17 protein-coding genes are annotated in these 17,981 nt (G+C 75.1%); 9 read left to right on the plus strand and 8 right to left on the minus strand.

Going from position 1 to position 17,981, the window contains the following annotated elements; all coding sequences use genetic code 11:
• Window positions 1-8: 8 nt before the first annotated feature.
• Window positions 9-896 carry a formyltetrahydrofolate deformylase gene (gene purU, locus ACTWQH_RS06365; protein ID WP_443285351.1) on the plus strand — a complete coding sequence of 296 codons (888 nt, stop codon included), beginning with the start codon at window positions 9-11 and terminating at the stop codon, window positions 894-896.
• Window positions 897-939: 43 nt separating this feature from the next.
• Here purU and ACTWQH_RS06370 read toward each other — a convergent pair whose 3' ends face one another.
• Together ACTWQH_RS06370 and ACTWQH_RS06375 are read right to left on the minus strand one after the other, a co-directional pair.
• Window positions 940-2,298, minus strand: a complete 1,359-nt coding sequence (locus tag ACTWQH_RS06370) for a zf-HC2 domain-containing protein (protein WP_443285352.1) — start codon at window positions 2,296-2,298, stop codon at window positions 940-942.
• A complete protein-coding gene (locus ACTWQH_RS06375) occupies window positions 2,295-2,867 on the minus strand; it encodes a sigma-70 family RNA polymerase sigma factor (RefSeq protein ID WP_443285353.1) in 573 nt (190 codons plus the stop codon). Before ACTWQH_RS06375 ends, ACTWQH_RS06370 begins: the two co-directional genes overlap by 4 nt.
• Window positions 2,868-3,209: 342 nt before the next feature.
• On the opposite strand from ACTWQH_RS06375, the gene ACTWQH_RS06380 reads away from it, so the two are divergent.
• Window positions 3,210-3,581 carry an STAS domain-containing protein gene (locus ACTWQH_RS06380; protein ID WP_443285354.1) on the plus strand — a complete coding sequence of 124 codons (372 nt, stop codon included), beginning with the start codon at window positions 3,210-3,212 and terminating at the stop codon, window positions 3,579-3,581.
• 153 nt (window positions 3,582-3,734) lie between these two features.
• Window positions 3,735-4,199 carry an ATP-binding protein gene (locus ACTWQH_RS06385; RefSeq protein WP_443285468.1) on the plus strand — a complete coding sequence of 155 codons (465 nt, stop codon included), beginning with the start codon at window positions 3,735-3,737 and terminating at the stop codon, window positions 4,197-4,199.
• A 212-nt stretch (window positions 4,200-4,411) separates the two neighbouring features.
• Here ACTWQH_RS06385 and ACTWQH_RS06390 read toward each other — a convergent pair whose 3' ends face one another.
• Both ACTWQH_RS06390 and ACTWQH_RS06395 read right to left on the minus strand, forming a co-directional pair.
• A complete protein-coding gene (locus ACTWQH_RS06390) occupies window positions 4,412-5,581 on the minus strand; it encodes a flavin-containing monooxygenase (protein ID WP_443285355.1) in 1,170 nt (389 codons plus the stop codon).
• A gap of 133 nt (window positions 5,582-5,714) precedes the next feature.
• On the minus strand, window positions 5,715-6,356 hold the full coding sequence (locus ACTWQH_RS06395) for a TetR family transcriptional regulator (protein WP_443285356.1): 642 nt from the start codon (window positions 6,354-6,356) through the stop codon (window positions 5,715-5,717).
• Between the two features lie 268 nt (window positions 6,357-6,624).
• Here ACTWQH_RS06395 and ACTWQH_RS06400 point away from each other — a divergent pair, with 268 nt between their 5' ends.
• The gene (locus ACTWQH_RS06400; RefSeq protein WP_443285357.1) at window positions 6,625-9,321 is read left to right on the plus strand and encodes a serine/threonine-protein kinase; all 2,697 of its coding nucleotides are present in this window, start codon (window positions 6,625-6,627) and stop codon (window positions 9,319-9,321) included.
• A 68-nt stretch (window positions 9,322-9,389) separates the two neighbouring features.
• Here the strand turns inward: ACTWQH_RS06400 and ACTWQH_RS06405 are convergent, their stop codons facing one another.
• Window positions 9,390-10,058 carry a hypothetical protein gene (locus tag ACTWQH_RS06405; protein ID WP_443285358.1) on the minus strand — a complete coding sequence of 223 codons (669 nt, stop codon included), beginning with the start codon at window positions 10,056-10,058 and terminating at the stop codon, window positions 9,390-9,392.
• A 155-nt stretch (window positions 10,059-10,213) separates the two neighbouring features.
• On the opposite strand from ACTWQH_RS06405, the gene ACTWQH_RS06410 reads away from it, so the two are divergent.
• The gene (locus ACTWQH_RS06410; protein WP_443285359.1) at window positions 10,214-12,157 is read left to right on the plus strand and encodes an endonuclease/exonuclease/phosphatase family protein; all 1,944 of its coding nucleotides are present in this window, start codon (window positions 10,214-10,216) and stop codon (window positions 12,155-12,157) included.
• Between the two features lie 22 nt (window positions 12,158-12,179).
• On the opposite strand, the gene ACTWQH_RS06415 is transcribed toward ACTWQH_RS06410, so the two are convergent.
• The gene (locus ACTWQH_RS06415) at window positions 12,180-13,013 is read right to left on the minus strand and encodes an SDR family oxidoreductase (protein WP_443285360.1); all 834 of its coding nucleotides are present in this window, start codon (window positions 13,011-13,013) and stop codon (window positions 12,180-12,182) included.
• A gap of 4 nt (window positions 13,014-13,017) precedes the next feature.
• Window positions 13,018-14,358, minus strand: coding sequence for an alpha/beta fold hydrolase (locus ACTWQH_RS06420; protein WP_443285361.1), 1,341 nt, complete (start codon window positions 14,356-14,358; stop codon window positions 13,018-13,020).
• A 96-nt stretch (window positions 14,359-14,454) separates the two neighbouring features.
• On the opposite strand from ACTWQH_RS06420, the gene ACTWQH_RS06425 reads away from it, so the two are divergent.
• From ACTWQH_RS06425 to ACTWQH_RS06435, 3 genes are read left to right on the plus strand one after another with little or no spacing between them, the layout of a single operon-like run.
• Window positions 14,455-15,345 carry a LysR family transcriptional regulator gene (locus ACTWQH_RS06425; RefSeq protein ID WP_443285362.1) on the plus strand — a complete coding sequence of 297 codons (891 nt, stop codon included), beginning with the start codon at window positions 14,455-14,457 and terminating at the stop codon, window positions 15,343-15,345.
• Window positions 15,346-15,388: 43 nt separating this feature from the next.
• Window positions 15,389-15,904 (plus strand): AAA family ATPase, encoded by a 516-nt coding sequence (locus ACTWQH_RS06430; RefSeq protein ID WP_443285363.1) that lies wholly within the window; start codon window positions 15,389-15,391, stop codon window positions 15,902-15,904.
• Window positions 15,901-16,473 carry a histidine phosphatase family protein gene (locus ACTWQH_RS06435; RefSeq protein ID WP_443285364.1) on the plus strand — a complete coding sequence of 191 codons (573 nt, stop codon included), beginning with the start codon at window positions 15,901-15,903 and terminating at the stop codon, window positions 16,471-16,473. Before ACTWQH_RS06430 ends, ACTWQH_RS06435 begins: the two co-directional genes overlap by 4 nt.
• 71 nt (window positions 16,474-16,544) lie before the next feature.
• On the opposite strand, the gene ACTWQH_RS06440 is transcribed toward ACTWQH_RS06435, so the two are convergent.
• Window positions 16,545-16,979: an ATP-binding protein gene (locus tag ACTWQH_RS06440; protein WP_443285365.1), complete on the minus strand. Its 435-nt coding sequence runs from the start codon at window positions 16,977-16,979 to the stop codon at window positions 16,545-16,547.
• A 149-nt stretch (window positions 16,980-17,128) separates the two neighbouring features.
• Between ACTWQH_RS06440 and ACTWQH_RS06445 the strand changes: the two genes are divergently transcribed.
• Window positions 17,129-17,980: a helix-turn-helix domain-containing protein gene (locus ACTWQH_RS06445; RefSeq protein ID WP_443285366.1), complete on the plus strand. Its 852-nt coding sequence runs from the start codon at window positions 17,129-17,131 to the stop codon at window positions 17,978-17,980.
• Window position 17,981 lies beyond the last annotated feature (1 nt).

The raw sequence follows: 17,981 nt of genomic DNA on the forward strand, positions 1-17,981 counted from the left end.
TGGTCATCATGAACCCCACCGCCTCCGAGCCGCCCCAGCCGCCTGCCGAGCAGTTCGTCCTCACGATCTGCTGCCCGGACAAGCCGGGCATCGTGCACGCCGTGTCCAGCTATCTCTTCATGACCGGCTGCAACATCGAGGACAGCCAGCAGTTCGGCGACCGCGACACCGGGCTGTTCTTCATGCGGGTTCACTTCTCGGCGGTCGAGCCCTCGATCACCGTGGAGAAGCTGCGGGCCAGCTTCGTCGCCATAGGGGACTCCTTCCAGATGGACTGGCAGCTGCACCCCGCCCGGCAGCGGATGCGCGTGGTGCTCATGGTCAGCAAGTTCGGGCACTGCCTGAACGACCTCCTCTTCCGCACCAGCATCGGCGCGCTGCCGATCGAGGTCGCGGCCGTGGTCTCCAACCACACCGACTTCGCCGAGCTCGCCGCCTCCTACGACACGCCGTTCCACCAGATCCCCGTCACCCCCGACACCAAGCCGGAGGCGGAGGCGCGGCTGCTGAAGATCGTCGAGGAGGAGGGGGTGGAGCTGGTGGTGCTCGCCCGCTACATGCAGGTGATCTCCGACGACCTGTGCAAGCGCCTCTCGGGCCGCATCATCAACATCCACCACTCCTTCCTTCCCAGCTTCAAGGGCGCCCGGCCCTACCACCAGGCGCATGCCCGGGGCGTGAAGCTGATCGGCGCCACCGCGCACTACGTCACGGCGGAGCTGGACGAGGGCCCGATCATCGAGCAGGAGGTCGAGCGCGTCGGGCACGAGCTGAGCCCGCAGCAGCTGGTGGCGGTCGGCCGCGACGTGGAGTGCCGGGCGCTGGCCCGCGCGGTGCAGTGGCACAGCGAACGCCGGGTGCTGATCAACGGCCGCCGCACGGTGGTGTTCTCCTAGTTCGCCTCCTGAAGGCACATGAAGGCGCGTGAAGGCAGGGGCCTCACAGGCGCGACAGGTCCGCGGCGGCGAAGAGCACGTCGTGCACCGCGTCGGTGTCGCCCTCCACGCCCGCGCCCTCCGCGGCCTCCTCGGGCGTTATCCGGCCCGAGGCGAGCTGGCAGAACAGCACGTCGTCGAGGGCGACATGGGCGACCGCGCGCCGGGCCGCCGCCCGCGAGACGGTGGCGGTGGCGGAGTCCAGGGATATGTAGAAGTCGCCGCCGCCCGCGCCCTCCACCTCCAGGTGGAGCGTCCTGCCGGGCTTGCCCGCCGGGGTCAGCCGCCCGGCCAGGTTCGCCAGGCCCGCGCGCCGGCGTCCGGCGATGCTGCCGGGCAGCCGGCGGGCGGTGAGGTCGACCAGCAGCCGCAGGTGCGCGGCGAGCGGCGGGTCGTAGGGGTAGTCGACCGCCTGTGCGATGTCGTCGGCGTGCACCCAGCAGGCGAACGCCCTGCCGAGGTAGGCGTCGGACAGCGCCAGCTCGCCGCGCCCGTCCCCGCCGAGGAAGAGCCCGGGATCGCCGTACCGGTGGTGGGGGATGGTGCGCTCGCCGACCCGCCCGCCCGTGCGGGCCGCGGCCCGCACCAGGGCGCGCGACTGCTCGCGCCACGGCGCCCACGCGTTCCAGGCGCCCTTCTCGTCCTCCCCGGCCCAGCGCGCCAGGGTGCGTTCCATCGGGCCGCCGTCCCCGGCGGGCTGCCCGTCGAGCGGGTCGCGCAGCCCGACCGTGCGGGCCAGCAGCCCGTCGACGGCGAGGAGGTGGTCGAGAACGCCGCCGACGGTGGTGGAGCGGCGTTCCCAGTCGCCGCCCGCGTACCAGCGCAGGGTGACCGGGGCGCGCCACTCCTCGGCGTTGATGTCGTTCAGCAGGGCGTCGAGCCGGGCCGCCTCGGCGTCGTAGGGCTCGGCCCAGGACGGCACCGGGAGGGCGGCGGGGCGGCGCGCGAGGCAGCCTTCCAGCACGCGGGGGCGCAGGTGGGGGTCGAGGTCGAGGCTGCGCTGCGGCTCCAGGAGGGTGGCGGCGTTGCACAGGCGGAGTGCCTCGTCGGCGCAGGCGGCGCAGTCGTTCAGGTGGGCCTCGACGGACTCGGCCTCCTCGGGCGAGCAGGCCGCCAGCGCCCAGGCGCCCAGCAGCGACATCACGTCCTGGTGGCTGCGTTCGCGCGGCGCGGGCGGCAGCCCGGCCGGCTCCGCCGGCTCCGGCAGCCCCGGCAACTCCGGCAACTCCGGCGCCGGGAGCGGGACCGTCCCGGGCGCCTCCCGCTGGCGTGGCACCCGGGACGGCTCGGCCGCGCCGGCCCCGCCCGGGCCGCCCGGGTCCCGGTCGCCGGGCTCCCGTCCGTCCGGATGCGGAACCGTCATCGTTCCTCCCGGGCGGTGCCCATCGGGTACTCGGCGGCCGAGGACAGCAGTTGCAGGCCCAGGCGCAGCCGCCGGCAGGCCTCGGCCTCCGTGATGCCCAGCTCCCTGGCCATGCGCCGGTAGTCGTGTTGCTCGAAGCGGGCCAGCCGCAGCGCGTCGCGCAGCGGCGTGGGCATGGCGGTGAAGATGTAGTCGGCGCGGGCCGCGGTGGCGGCGGAGCGCACGCCGTCCACGGCCCCGGCCGCCGGCGGCGCCGGGTCCGCCGCCAGGTCCGCCGCCGCCTCGATCAGCGCGCGCAGCCGGTCCACCGCGCGCCGGTGGGCCTCGGCGGCGATCCAGGAACGCATCGGCCCCTGCTCGGGATCGAAGTCCTCCGGCGCCTCCCAGATCCGGGCGAACACCTCGCCGGTCACCTGCCCCGTGGCGTCCTCGTCGCCGAGCACGCGCTGCGCGATGCCGTACGCCAGCGAGGCGAACCGGTCGTACAGCTCGGCCAGGGCGGCGGCCTCCCCGTTCCGGAGCCGGTCCCGCATCTCCCTGTCCCAGTGCGGCGGCGTCTCATGGCCCATGCGGCCCCCACTCCCCTCGACGTGCTCCTGGAATCGCCCCGTCGCAACCTGCGGCCCCGCGCGTACGTCAAATGTAGTGCGAGGGACTGTTCAGGCGCGCCCCCGCACGGCGAGCGCGCCCCGCGGGCACAGGTACGCGCAGGAGGCGACCCGATCCGGTCACCAAGTGCGCCCGTTCGGGTGGCCGAATGGGCGGCGTCGGGCCGGGATCGATCGGCGGCTTCCGCGGCCAACCGCGTGGCCGCGTGCGTGGCCGGACGGAAAGTGGGCAGTCCGCACATAGAGTCGGGCCGGGCCAAGCCGGGCCCGCCCGGGTCCGGCGAGCGGAGAGGCTGCACGCGCGTGGCGTTGAAGGTGCAGGAAGAACAGCGGGGCGAGTGGTCCGTGCTCCGGGTCATCGGCGAGATGGACCTGGCGACGTCGCCGCTGCTGCGCCAGCACGTCCACGAGGCGGTGGCGCACGGCCGGCGCCAGCTCGTGCTCGACCTGTCCGAGGTGCTCTTCTGCGACTCCAGCGGCGTCGGCGTGCTGGTGGCCGCCCGCCGCCTGATGCGCTCCTGCGCGGGGCGGCTGCGCCTGATCCTGCCGGACCGGGGCGCCGAGGACGGCTCCCACGTCAACCGCGTGCTCGCGGCGCTCGGGCTGCGGCGCCTCTTCGACTGCCACCCGGACCTGGACTCGGCCACCGACGCGAGCCCTTCCGGCGCCCGCTGAAACGATCCCGCCTGGCTGTTCGAGGATAAGGGCCTCATCTCGCACAATTTGACGCTCCCTTACTCCTTTGTGCCGGATTATTCCTGAAGCGCTTGTTGTCCGACTCGCCCGTCAATCATGCTGGGCCCAGCCGTGGTTGGGATGGTGTGGACGGTGCAGGTGCTGGACAAACAGCTGGAGGTCGGACCCGAGCCGGCGGAGGTGGGGCGCGCCCGGAGGTGGGTGAGGGCGGAACTCCTCCGCGCGAGCCGGGGGCACCCCTGCCCGGCCTGCCCCGACGAGTCGCAGACCGACACCCTGGTGCTGCTCGTCTCCGAGCTGGTGACCAACGCCGTGGTGCACACCGGCCGCCCCGCCATGCTGCATCTCTCGGCGCGCGGACCCGCGTGCACGGTCCCGGTGCGGCTGGAGGTCGTCGACGGCAGCAGCCGCGCGCCGCGGCCCCGGCGCGCGGCGGACGAGGACACCGGGGGGCGGGGTCTCGAACTGGTGGAGCTGCTGGCTGACCGGTGGGGGTGGCAGCGCGAAGGGGCCGGCAAGCGCGTGTGGTGTGAGCTGGACTGCGCGAGCGGGCGCGACACCCCTCATGACGACCGCAAGGTACCAGCCAGCTATTGACGTGCCGTGGTGGCCTGATCACCCTTAGGAAGGTCCGGTTCGTCCCAGGAGGCGGGACACGTCCGGAACGGGGCGCTCCGATGCGAGGGGACGCCGAGGCCCGGCCCTGAAGGGGTCATCCTCGGCGAACGCGGGGCAGCCCCACGGTCCCTCCCCTGGAGGGGAGGGACCGACCACCCCCAATCCCTCCCCGGGCCCGCGGCGCCGCCGCGTCAGCGCCGCCGCGCCCGCGCGATGGCCGCCGCGATGCGCGGCGCGTCCCGCGCCAGCTCGCGCAGCGCGCCGCTGATGGGATTGGTGTATCCCGTGAAGTACAGCCCCGGCGCCGCCGGGTGCGTCTCGCGACCGTGCACCAGGGGACCGCCCCGCCCGTCGAGAATCCCCAGGTGGCCGACGAGCGGTTCGAGCCCCCGCCGGTAGCCCGTCGCCGCGATCACCACCTCGGGGCTGATCACCTCCCCGTCCGCCAGCAGCACCTTCCCGCCGTCGAAGGAGCTCACCGCCCCCACCGGCTCGACCCGCCGCTGCCGCACCGCCCGCACCAGGCCGGTCCGGCCGGTGTCCAGCACCGGGATCGCGCCCCGGCGCACCCGCGCGTACAGCCCGGTCTCCGGGCGCGGCAGGCCGTACTCGCCGAGGTCGGGGTTCAGCCGCACCAGCGGGCGGGCCATCCGGTCCACCAGGCCCACCGGCAGCCGCCGGCCCAGGATGCCGCCGGCCTGCGCGGGCCACCCCAGGGTGGAGCGGCGCAGGATGTGCGGGGCGGTGCGCACCGACAGCCGCACCCGGGCCGCGCCGCCGTCCGCCAGGTCGGTGGCTATCTCGGCCCCGGAGTTCCCGGCGCCGACGACCAGCACGTCGCGCCCGGCGTACGGCCCCGCGTCGCGGTACGCGGCGGCGTGCAGCAGCTCGCCGGCGAAGCCGCCGCGGCCCGGCCAGTCGGGCAGCAGCGGCGTGTGGTTGTGGCCGGTGGCCACCACGACGGCGGAGGCGTGCAGCTCACGGCCGCCGTTGGCGCGCAGCACCCAGCCGCCGCCCTCCGGGGACGGCCCGGCCCGGTCGATGCGGGCCACGGTCACGCCGGTCGCCAGGTCGATGCGGTGGTGGCGGGCGTAGTCCTCCAGGTAGCGGACGAAGTCGTCGCGGTGCACCCAGCGGCCCGCGGAGCGCGGTATCGGCAGCCCGGGCAGCGAGGACCAGCGGCGCGTGCTGTGCAGGCGCAGGCGGTCGTAGTGTCCGCGCCAGGACGCGGCGACGCCGCCGGATCGCTCGACGACGACGGCCCGCACGCCGCGCTGTCCCAGTGCGGCCGCGGTGGCGAGCCCTCCCGGGCCAGCGCCCACCACGTAGACGGGTTGTGCCGATAGCGCGTTGTTCGGCATGTGCATGAGGATACGCAGGCGCGCTGCCCGCGGCAGGGCGCAACGGTGCGGCGCGCGGCGCCACGCGGCGGCGACCGGCGCACGCCTCCCCGGCGACAGGAACCGGGTGGCGCCCCCAGCCACCGCGGGCTCCTCAGCTCGCGGGCGCGGGCTTCCTGCCGGTGACGCCCAGGTGCACCAGCAGCGTCAGCGCGGGCTTGAGCTCGGTCTGCTTGGCGCCGAGCGACTGCAGGCTCTTCGGCTGGGAGGCGGTCGCGGAGAGCATGGTGACCAGCGACCCGGCGATCGCCGCGGCCGACACCTCCTTGGTGCGGCCCAGCTCGTCGATGGCCTCGGTCAGCGGCTTGACCACCGCCCCCTGCACGCGCGTGCGGATGCGGACGAAGCGCCGGTCGCCCTCGGCCGCGCCCAGGTCGATCACGCGCAGGATGGCGTCGTTCCGGCGCCAGAAGGTGAGGAAGCCGTCGACCAGCTCCTCGGCCGTCTGCCGGCCCGCCTTGCCCGCCCAGGAACGCCCGGCGACGAGTTCGGCGAGGCCCGCGCTCTCCGAGACCGCGCCCTCGGCGATCTCCAGCACGGCCGCCTCGACGTCCGGGAAGTACTGGTAGAAGGTCGCGGGCGAGGTGCCGGCCTTCCGGGCCACGTCGATGACCTTGACATCGCGGTAGGGAGAGGTCCCCAGCATCTTGCCGAGGCAGTCGAGCAGCTTCTGCCGTGTTGCCTGGCCACGACGGCCGGCGACCCGGCCGTCGACGGTCGTTACCTGTCCTGTCATGCCGTCAGCTTATCGACACGTGATCAAATCGCTATCTGACCGCATCCGAATGGGTCCCGGGAGGGTCCGGGGAGGGTTCCGGGTGGATTCCGGGTGGGTTCTGGCCGGATGCCCGGCGGTGCCCCGGGTTCGCCGGTGTCGGTGGTGGAGGGAAGAATCTGGTGGGAGCTCCTCGGCGAGTCCGAGGAGCCAGAAGGCAATGAGATGCTGCGTGCAGGGCGGCACGACGACGAGGCAGTGCCCTAACGGGGAGGTAGGTGTCAGGCACATGGTGGAGCAGCTGACGCAGCACGATCCGAGGCGGATCGGGCCGTTCGAGGTGCTCGGCCGCCTTGGCTCCGGGGGCATGGGGCTGGTCTACCTGGCCCGGTCGGCCTCCGGCCGGCGGGTGGCGATCAAGACGGTGCGCAGCGAGCTCGCCGAGGACCAGCTGTTCCGCGTGCGCTTCACCCGCGAGGTCGAGGCGGCCCGCGCCGTCAGCGGCTTCTACACCGCCGCCGTCGTCGACGCCGACCCGCGCGCCGCCGTGCCCTGGCTGGCGACGGCGTACGTGCCCGCCCCCTCCCTGGAGGAGATCGTCAACGAGTGCGGCCCGCTGCCGCCGCAGGCCGTGCGCTGGCTCGCGGCCGGGATCGCCGAGGCGTTGCAGTCCATCCACGGCGCCGGCCTGGTGCACCGGGACCTGAAGCCCTCCAACGTGCTCGTCGTCGAGGACGGCCCGCGCGTCATCGACTTCGGCATCGCCTCGGGCGTCTCCAACACCAAGCTGACCATGACGAACGTCGCGGTCGGCACCCCGGCGTACATGTCGCCCGAGCAGGCCCGCGACTCCCGCCGCGTCACCGGGGCCAGCGACGTCTTCTCCCTCGCCTCCACCCTCGTCTTCGCCGCCACCGGCCACGCGCCCTACCACGGGGCCAACCCGGTGGAGACCGTATTCATGCTGCTGCGCGAGAGCCCCGACCTGGAGGGGCTGCCGGAGGAGCTGCGCCCGCTGATCGACTCGCTGATGCGGCACACCCCGGAGGACCGGCCCACCCCGGCCGACCTCCAGTCCCAGCTCGCGCCGCACCTCTTCTCCGGCGGCGACGACTCCGGCACCGCCTCCGCGTGGCTGCCGCCGGGCGCGGTCGGCATGATCGAACGCCGCAAGGGCCGCGCCCCGCGCCTCCCCGAGCCGCCGCCGCCCGCCGCGCCCCCCTCGCCCCCGCCCCCGTCGGCACCGCCGTCGCCGCCGCCGTCCGCCGTCCCGTCGCGGGCGCACGGTTCGGCGCAGGTCGCGCCGCCACCGCCCCCGGCCCCGCCGACGCCGCCCACCGCGCACCCGCCGGTGGCGCCGCCGTCGCCGCCGCCTCCGTCCGCACCACCGTCCGCTCACCCCTCCGCGCCGCCGCCCGCCGCGCCCCCCTCGCCCCCGCCCCCGTCGGCACCGCCCTCGGGCCCCCGGTCCGCGCCGCCCTCCCCCGTGCCGTCGTCGTCGGCCCCCGTGGACCACGGCGAGCGGGTGCGGCTGCCCGGCGCCCAGATGCCCATCGGGCCCGGGCCCCGCAGCAACCCGGGCCTGGCCCACGACAACCCGGACCGCCGGGACGGCCGGGACGCGCTGGTGGCCCAGTCGCCCGACTGGGCCCGCCCGCCGGCCTCGGCCTCCGCCGCCCAGCCCATGCCGAGCCCGGCCACCGCCAACGGCCGGTCCGAAAGCCCCCACACCGGGCCCGCCGAGCCGGCCGCCCCCTCCCAGCCCGCCCAGCCGTCAACCGCCCAGCCGTCAACCGCCCAGCCGTCAACCGCCGAGCCGCCCGCCGAGCCGCCCGCCGCGCCCGCCCGCTGGGGACCCTGGCGTTTCCGCATGAACAACGACCTGTGGGGCTCGCCCGTCGTCCGCGACGGCCTGCTGTACGTCACCTCCTTCGAGGTGCACGCCCTGGAGGTGGCCAGCGGGCGGCGCCAGTTCAAGACCCGCGAGGTCGCCTGGTCGATGGCGGTCAGCGGCGGCCGGCTGCTCGCCTCCGACGGCCCCAGCCTCTACGCCCTGGACGCCACCGACGGCACCGACCACTGGCGCGTCCCCAGCGATTCGTGGATCTACGCGCTGAGCGCCGAGCGCGGCACCGTCGTCACCGCCACCCGCGGCGGCGGCGTACAGGCGTGGGAGGCCGGCACCGGCGAGCAGCTGTGGGAGCTCACCGGCGCGCAGACCGACTTCGAGACCCAGGACACCGGCCCCGTCGTCCTCGGCGGCGTGGTCTACGCCTGGGGCGAGGGCCAGCTGTACGCCCTGGAGGCGCGCACGGGCACCGAGCTGTGGCGGTACGCGGTGGGCGACACCTCGGTCACCGGCGGCGTCCCGGTCCGGGCGCTGCCGACGGACGACGGCGTGGTGTACGTGTGCGCGGGCTCCCGCGTCCTCGCCCTGGACGCGGCCGGCGGCGCCGAGCGCTGGCGCTTCGACGCCCCGGCGGCGATCCTGTGCCCGCCCGCGCACCAGCCCGGCCGCAGCGGCGCGGGCGGCGTCTACTTCGCGGACTACCTCGGCACGGTCTACGCCCTGGACGTCACGACCGGCGACGACCGGTGGCGGATCGCGACCGAGGCCCGGCAGTCCACCGAGCCGGTGGTGGTCGCCGACGGCCTGGTGCACCTGGGCAGCGGCTCGGCCGTCTACACGCTGGACGCGGTCAGCGGCACCCCGCGCTGGCGCTTCGGGGCGGGCGACGCGATCGTCGGCGCGCCCGTGGCCAGCGGCGGCCGGGTGCACTTCGGCTCCGAGGACCACTGCCTGTACACGGTGGACGCGGTGAGCGGGCGCCTGAGCTGGAAGCTGGAGACCGGCGGGGCGATCACCGGCACGCCGGTGGTGGCCGACGCGACGAGCGGCGGCAGCAGCGGCATGGTCTTCGCGTGCAGCAAGGACCGCTGCGTCTACGCCCTCGACGCGGCCTGGGGCACGCGCCAGCGGACGTGACCCCCGGGGGCTCCGCCCCCAGCCCCCGGGGATGTCCCACCCCCGGTCGCCCCCGGTCCCGGTAGGACTCACGCCGCGTCGCGGCTCTCGTCCGGTGGCTCCCGCCCCCCGGGCTGCTCCGGGCGCTGCGGCTCACGTCTGGGCAGCTCCGGCGGCAGCTCCGCCTCCTCGGGCGGCTCCGGCCCCGGCCCGCGCAGGCCCCCGGGCCACGGCCCCTGCACCACGCCGGTCCCGGCGGAGGGCTCCCGCCGCTCGGGCGCGGCCGGAATCTCCACCGTCTTCCCGCGTCTGTGCCGCCCCCGCCCCCTCCCGTACGTCGCCGCCGCGGCCACCAGCGCCAGCACGCCCGCCACCAGCGCGCACCCCACGCCCTCGCCCAGCCCGTCCCGGCTGACGGACAGCGCGTCCGCCACCTGGTACTGCCGCACCATCCACAGGATCGTGATGCCGAGCACGATCAGGGACGCCAGCGCCATCAGCCACGCCCACCGCAGCGTCGCCGCCGTCAGCAGCAGCACCGCCGCGACGAGCATCGCCAGGAAGACGCCGGTGAGCAGGCCCGCCTCGTCGGCGGTGATGCCGTCCGGCGAGAACAGCTCCGTGAGCTCGAAGTCGCGCCCCCGGCGGTCGCCGTACCAGTCCAGCAGCGGGCTGACCAGCGCCAGGGCGGCGGCAGCGGCGGCGAGCAGGCTCCCCAGCGCCTCGCGCCACGGGCTCTGGCCCTTGCTTCGGTCCATGTATTCGACGCTACGTTCGGCCCGCCGCCCTCGCACCCCGGCACCTCAACGCCCCGACGCCCCGACGCCCCGACGCCAACGCCCCAACCCCGAGGGCTCTCAACCACCGGACCCACGCGCCCGCCCGCCGCGCCGTGCCGCTAGCCTCCACGCCCATGAGCCTTGCCGCGCGCACGCCGACCCTCCTCACGGCGGTGACGACGCTGACCGCCCTGGAACTGTTGCGGGTCGCGGGCGCGGCGACCGGCGGCTCGACGGGCGCGGTGGTGGTGACCGCGCTCGGCTTCGCCGGCGCCGCGCTGGCCGGCCCGCTGGTGTGGTGGCTCGGCGTACGCCGCGCCCTGCCCGTGGCCGTCGGCGGCCTGGCCCTGGCCCGGCTGCTGGTGCAGCTCCCCGCCCTCCGCACCCACCCGGTCGTCGCCGCGGCGGTCGCCCTCGCGCTCGCCGCCCTCGTGCTGGCGGTACGCCGCACCGACCCCGCCCGGGCGGCCGTCGCGATCGCGCTCGCCGTGGGCGCGGACGCCGCGCTGCGCCTGCCGCTCGACCTGTGGGACCCGGTGTGGCGGGGCGGGGCGCTGGGCTGGCTGACGGCGTTGGCGCTGTCCGGGCTGCTGGGCGCGCTGGCCTGGGACTCCCACAGGCGTACGCCGGCCGCGGCGGGCGGCGGCGTCGAGCCGGCGCTGCTGGGGCCCGCGCTCGCGCTGTACGGGGCGTTCCTCGCCTCGCCGGGCCTCGTCGCCTCGCAGGGCGGCGTCTCGCTGACCGCCGCCGGGCTGTGGATCGCGGCCGGGACGCTCGCCGGCGTCTGGGGGCTTCTGGCGACGCGGCCCAAACGCCTGCCCCTGCGGGGTTCGGCGCGCCTGCCGGAGCGGCTGCCCGACTGGGCCTCGCCCGCGCCGCCCGCCCTGCTGGCCGCCGCCGTGCTGACCCTCCTGCTGCTGCCCGGCTTCGCGCCCCTGACCGGCCTGGCGACGATCGCCGGGCTCGCCACGCTGCCCGCCGTGCTGCGCGCCGCACTCGGCGCCGGCTGGGCCACCGGCCGGGGCACGCTCGCGGACCTGGCCGTGGCGGGCGCGGGCTGCGGCCTCGGCTACCTCGTGCTGGTGCTGCCCGGCCAGCTCCGCGTCGTCCCCGCGTGGTGGCCCGTGCTCGGCGCGCTCGGCCTGGGCGTCGCCGCGTGGTTCGCCGCGGGCGCGCTCGACCGGACCACGATCGCGGCCACAACCACAACCACAACCACGACCACGACCACGACCGGGCAGCGCCTGCCCCGCCCCTTCCTGCCGGTGCTGCTGGCGACCGGCCTGCTGGCGTTCCCGCCGCTCGCCGACGCCACCCGCTCCGCGCCCGAGCCGCTGCCCACCGACACCGCCGGGGCCACCTACCGGCTGCTGAGCTGGAACGTGCACCACGCCGTCGACGGCGACGGCGAGGTCGTCCCCGACGACATCCTGGAGGTGATCCGCCGCTCCGAGGCCCACGTCGTGCTGCTTCAGGAGGTGCCGCGCGGCTGGCAGAGCGCGGGCGGCCTGGACCTGGCCTCCTGGCTGGAACGCCGCCTGGACGCCGAGGCCGTCTGGGCCCCGGCGGCCGACCGGCAGTTCGGCAACCTCATCCTCACCAGCCTGCCGGTCGTCGACTCCACGACCGAGACCCTGCCCCTGGCCGGGGGCGGCATGGACCGCTCCTACGCCTCCGTGACCGTCCGCCTGACCGACGGCGAGACCGCCGCCATCGCCACCACCCACCTGGAGGGCGACCCCGACGCGGCCGAGACCCGCCTGGCCCAGCTCGACGCCGTGCTGGCCGCCGTCGGCGAGGCCGAGCACCCCGACCACGCCGTGCTCGCCGGGGACTTCAACGCCGAGCCCGACTCGGCGGAGATCGACACCGTCCTCCAGTCCGGCTTCACCAGCGCCCAGGACGAGGCGGGCGACCCCGGCCGCCTCACGCACCTCGACCCGCGCCGCCGCGTCGACTGGATCTTCGGCGCGCGGGCGGTGGCGTTCGAGGGCTTCCGCATCCTCGACGCGGACGACCTCCCCGCGGCCGGGGCCTCCGACCACCTGCCCCTGACGACGACGGTGTGGCTGGACTAGACGGTTAGACGGTGAGGCCGGACTAGCGGGGAAGCCCTTCGCGGCCTTCCAGCCAGGCCGCGAACGAGGTGGTCCCCCACACCTCGGGCCGCTCCGCCGTCGCCACGCCCGCGCGCAGCGCCCGCCCGGCCCGGCCCGGGAACGGCACCGGCAGCACCAGCGCGCGCCGCCCCGTCGCCGAACGCCAGCCGCGCGCCAGATCCCGCAGCTCCGCCACCGCCGGGCCCGCCACCTCACGGCGTTTCCCCAGCGGCTCGCCCGCCGCCACCTCCGCGACCACCCGCGCCACCTCGGCGCAGGCCACGGGCGCCAGGCGGGCGCGCGGCAGCGGCAGCACCCGCCACCGCCCGCCCGCCGCGAACCGCTCGGCCACCAGCTCGTGGAACTGCGTGGCCCGCACGATGCTCCACGCCACCGGCCCCTCCTCCACGACCCGCTCCTGCTCGTGCTTCACACGGAAGTAGCCCATCGGCACGCGGTCGCAGCCGACGACCGAGACGCACACGTGGTGGCCCACGCCCGCGTACCACTCGGCGTCCAGCAGCCGCCGCGAGCCCTCGACCAGGGTCCGCCGTGCCCGCCTCGCCGAGCGCTCGTTGCTCGCGTCCACCACCACGTGGCACCCCGCCAGCGCCTGCGCCAGCCCCTCGCCCGTGCTCAGGTCGACCCGCCACGCCCCCGAGGTGCGGCTGAGGACCCGTACCTCGTGGCCGCGCGCCGCCAGCTCCGCGGCGACCCGCCGCCCCAGGGTCCCCGTGCCGCCGGCGACGGCGATCGTCTTCCTCGCGTTCCGTTCGCCCCTTTGGCCCTCTTCGCTCTCTTCACTCTCTTCGCTCGCGTTGTCCGTGCTGCTCATGCCCCTAGGACGACGCGGCCCCCGAGTCTGTGACATCGCCGAAGATCGCGCGAGGATCGCCGGTGTACCAGGCGTTCTCGATGCGGACCCGCCGCAGCAGCCAGCGGGAGCCGTCCCGGACCACCTCGCAGACGTAGTGGTTCTTCAGCAGCACGTGGCGGGAGTGGTCCGCGCTCAGCAGGTGCTGCGCCTCCACCAACGCCGTCAGCTCGGCGGTCCCCGTGCCCGCGCCGACCAGCCGCACGCGCGCGTTGGTGACCTGGTGCGTGGTGTCCACGCGCCCCGCGAACAGCCCGAGGATGGTGTCGACGATCGTCTCCCGCCCCCGCATCAGCTCGCTCCCGACCCCCATGCGCTCCGCCGCGGGCCGGAAGTCCACCTCGGCGTCGGGCGCGAACGCCGAGGCGAACAGCTCCCGGTCCTTGCGGTCCTGCCCGAGGGCGAAGCGGTGGAGCGCGTCGACGACCTCCGTGCGGTCGACGCGCGGAAGCTCGTCGAGGAAACGCCCCACGAGCGGCGCGACCTGCGGCAGCCGCTCGACCAGCGCGAAGTGCCCGGCGTCGAGCAGGTGCAGCTCGGCGCGCGGCAGGTCGCGCAGGTACGCCCGCGCGCCCGCCTCCGTGAAGATGCCGTCGCCGCGCCCCCAGACGACGAGCGCCGGCGGCTGGTGGGTGCGCAGCCACTCCTGCCAGCGGGGGTAGAGGGCGAGGTTGCCCCGGTAGTCCAGCGCCAGCCGGACCTGGATCTCCCTGCGGCCCGGCAGGTCGAGGAAGTGCTGGTCGAGCGTCCAGGCGTCCGGGTCGACGGCCTCCACGTCGCCCGCCCCGTCCTCGTACTGGCCGCGCGTGGCGGGCAGCGTCAGGAAGTCCCGGATCCGGCTCTCGTCCTCCTCGGCGACGAAGGCGCGGGCGGCCTCGCTGAGGCCCTCCTCGTAGGCGTTGGCGTTCTGCACCACCAGCCCCGCGATCCATTCGGGGTGCCGGGTCGCCAGCCGGAAGCCGACGGGTCCGCCGAAGTCGAAGAGGTACGCCACGAAGTGGCTCAGGCCGAGCGCCCGGCAGAAGCCCTCCATCACGTCGGCCAGCGCGTCGAAGGTGTAGGCGAACTCCTCGGGCGGCGGGGCGTCGCTGTGCCCGAAGCCGGGGTAGTCGGGCGCGATGACGCGGTAGCGGCGGCCGAGCGTGTCGATCAGGCGCCGGAACTGGTGGGAGGCGGAGGGGAAGCCGTGCAGGAGCAGGAGGACGGGCCCTTCGACCGGTCCCGCCTCACGGTAGAAGATCCGCAGCCCGTCCACCTCGGCGAACCGGTGGGCGACGCGCGGCAGGTCGCTGGCGTTGTCGATCATGCCCCCACGATCGGCCCCGTCGATGCCGGGAACAACGACCGATCACGCAACGATCCATAAGCAGCGCTTATCGCCAACAGACAGGGGAGCCGGACGGTGGAACGCCGGGAGATGGAGATCCTGCTCACGCTCGCCGAGGAGCTGCACTTCGGCCGCACCGCCGAGCGGCTGCTCGTCTCGCAGGCCAGGGTCAGCCAGACGATCAGGAAGCTGGAACGCCGCATCGGCGCGCCGCTGTTCGAGCGCACCAGCCGCCGGGTCGCCCTCACCCCCATAGGGCGGCGGCTGGTGGAGGACCTGCGCCCGGCGCGCGAGCGCATCGACGCGGGCCTCGCGCGCGCCGTGGCCGCCGCGCGGGGCGCCGGTGGGGTGCTGCGGGCCGGATTCCTGAGCCCGGCGGTGGGCCAGGTCCTGATGGCGGCGGCCGAGGCGTTCCGCGCGGAGCGGCCGGGCACGGAGGTGACGGTCCGCGAGACGCACCTGGGGAACCTGCTGGGCCCGTTGCTGGCCGACGAGGTCGACGTCCTGGCCGTGCCGCTCCCGGTGCGGGAGCCGGGCCTGGTGGTGGGCCCGGTGGTCTTCTCCGAGCCGACGGTCCTGGCTGTCGCCACCGGCCACCGCCTGGCACGGCGCGCCTCGGTGACGTACCGCGACCTGGCGGGCGAGACGGTCCTGGACGCGGCGGGCCTCCCGGCGTACTGGCGCGACCACCGCTGCCCCTCCCACCTGCCGTGCGGCATGCCGCTGCGCCGCGAGCAGACCTTCACGACCTGCCAGGAGCTGTTGACGGTCGTCGGCGCGGGCCAGGGCATCGCGCAGTTCGGCGCCCAGGGCGCGGCGTACTACGCGCGGCCGGATGTCGTGTATGTGCCGTTCCCGGAGGCGCCGGCGTACGACTACGCCCTGGTGTGGCGCGCGGCGTCGGAGACGGAGCGGGTGCGGGCGTTCGTGGCGGCGGCGGTGAGCAGCCTTCTGATCGCGAGGTGATATCCCCTCGCCATCGACTCCGGGAGTTCGGGAGAATCGGCCCATGATCGCCGTGCTGGTGAACGGGCTGCCGGGGGCCGGGAAGACCACCCTGGCGCGGGCGCTCGCGCGGGAGTTGGGGCTGCCGCTGCTGAGCAAGGACATCGTCAAGGAGACGCTGGCCGACGCGTTCGGGACCTACCCGACGCGGGAGTGGAGCCGGGCGCTGGGGCGGGCGGCCGGGGAGACGCTGTGGTCGCTGCTGGCGGACGCGCCCGCCGGGGCCGTGCTGGAGAGCCCTTTTCTGGCGCACCTGCGGCCCATCGTGGCGGCCGGGCTGGAACGGGCCGGGGTGCGGGAGGCGCACGCGGTGCACGAGGTGTGGTGCGAGGTGCCGCTCGCCGTCGCGCGCCGCCGCTACGAGGAGCGGGCAGCACGCAGGCACGCGATACATGTCGAGACCGCCTGGGAGTTCTGGGCCACCGTGGCCGAGCCCCTGGCGCTGGGCAGCCCGCTGCACCGGGTCGACACCACCCGCCCGGTCGACGTCGCGGCGCTCGCCGCCGCCATCGCGTCATGAACGCTGCTCGCTGGTACATCGTCCAGCACGGCGAGAAGGAGAAGACGGCCGGAGACCCCGGCCTGACCGCGCTCGGGCGGCGGCAGGCGGCGCTCACCGGGCGGTGGCTGGCGTCGCTCGGTCTGCGCGGGCCGCTGCTGAGCAGCCCGCTGCGGCGGGCCCGGGAGACGGCCGAGGCCATCGCGGCGGAGACGGGGCTCGCCGTCCGCGAGGACGCTCGGCTGCGCGAGCGGATGAACTGGGACGGGAGCCTGCCGTTCGCGCACTTCCTCGCGGACTGGGAGAGGACCGTGCGCGACCGGGACTTCGCCCCCCGAATCGGTGATTCCTCCCGCCGGGCGGCGGAGCGGTTCCTGGCATGCCTGACCGAGCCGCGACCCGGCGGCGGCCCGTTCGCGGTCGTCACCCACGGCGGGGTGACGGTGGACGCGCTGCGGACCCTGCTCGGCGATGAGTACGCCGTGGATCCGGAGCTGGTACGCCGTGGGGTCCCGTCGTGCGCGCTGACCATGCTGGAGCCAGCAGGGCGCGGGGTGGTGGAGATCGCCTCGGTCCGTCACCTGTCGTAGTTCGCTGGACCACGCCCGCCGGTGGCCGTCGGCATGTTCTGCCGTGACGGATACCGGGGCTGTGCGGCGGCTCAGCACGGCCAGCTGAGCTCGCACCACACCGACTTGCCGCCGTCGCGCGGGTGCAGTCGCGTCCCCCAGGCGGCGGCCAGGGCGTCGATCAACGCCAGTCCACGCCCGGCCTCGTCGTCGGCGCCGGCCCGCCGCGTCTGCGGGAGCGTGGCCGCGGGGTCGTAGACCTCGATGCGGACGATGCTGCCGCAGCGCCCCGAGAGGCAGGCGGAGACGGGGCACTTGGCGTGCACGATGCCGTTGGTGACCAGCTCGGAGGCGAGGAGACAGGCTTCGTCGGCCCGCACGCCACACCCGTGCCGCCACAACGCCGACCGCACCGAGTCCCGCACCTGCCCCACGGCCCAGGGCTGGGCCGGGACCTGGATGCGGTACCACCAGTCCACGCCGGGGGGAGGAGGCGGGGGAGGGAATGGGAAGGCGTAACCGGACATGGCGGAGCTCCGTTCATACGATTGCGGAAGGGAGTTGGGGGGAGCGCAGGCCAAGGAGAGTGGCTAGCCTGCCGTGTTCGGCGCCTCGCCCAGAGTAGCGTATAAAGTGGCACTGGTGCCACAAGCTCACATATGGAGGGGAAGGCAACATGCCCACGAGGACGACGCCGACACAGCGTCAGAAGCGACTTGGCGCCGAACTGCGCAGGCTGCGCACGGAGGCGGGGATGTCCACGGAGTACGCGGCCGGGCTGCTCGGGCTCGACCGGACGAAGATCTCCAACATCGAGGCGGGAGTCCGGGGCATCACGCCGGAGCGGCTGCGCATCCTGGCCTGCAACTACGACTGCTCGGACGAGGCGTACATCGACGCTCTCGCCGCCATGGCGGGCCGGGCCCCGCGTGGCTGGTGGGAGAGCTACCGGGGCAGCCTGCCCTCCGGGCTGCTCGACATCGCCGAACTGGAGTGGCATGCAACGCGCCTGCGCACGGCCCAGACGGTGCACGTGCCCGGTCTGCTGCACACCGAGGACTATGCGACGGCTATCTTCCGGGCGGCCCTGCCGCCCTTGCCGGAGGAGGAGATCGAACGCCGCACCGCGCACCGCAGGGAGCGGCAGCGCGTGCTGGAGCGGAGCGAGCCGCCGGAGTACGTGGCGTTCATCCACGAGGCAGCGCTGCGGATGCGGTTCGGCGGTAGCGCCGTCATGCGCAGGCAGCTGACGCACATCGCCGCCATGTCGGAGGCGGACCGCATCAGCGTGCGTGTGCTACCAGTCGCGATCGGCGCGTTTCCCGGGGCCGGGCACGCCCTCCTCTACGCCCACGGGGAGGTGCCGCGTCTCGACACGGCGCAGTTGGACTCGGCTCATGGGCCGGAATTCACGTTCGCCGAGTCGCAGTTGGCGAAGTACCGTTCTCATCTGGACTGGATGGACGAGACAGCGCTGCCGGAAGCGGAGTCGCGTGACTTCATCCAGCGGATCATCGAGCAGTTGTAGT

Source organism: Streptomyces sp. 6N223, from assembly GCF_052246635.1.
GTDB lineage: Bacteria > Actinomycetota > Actinomycetes > Streptomycetales > Streptomycetaceae > Streptomyces.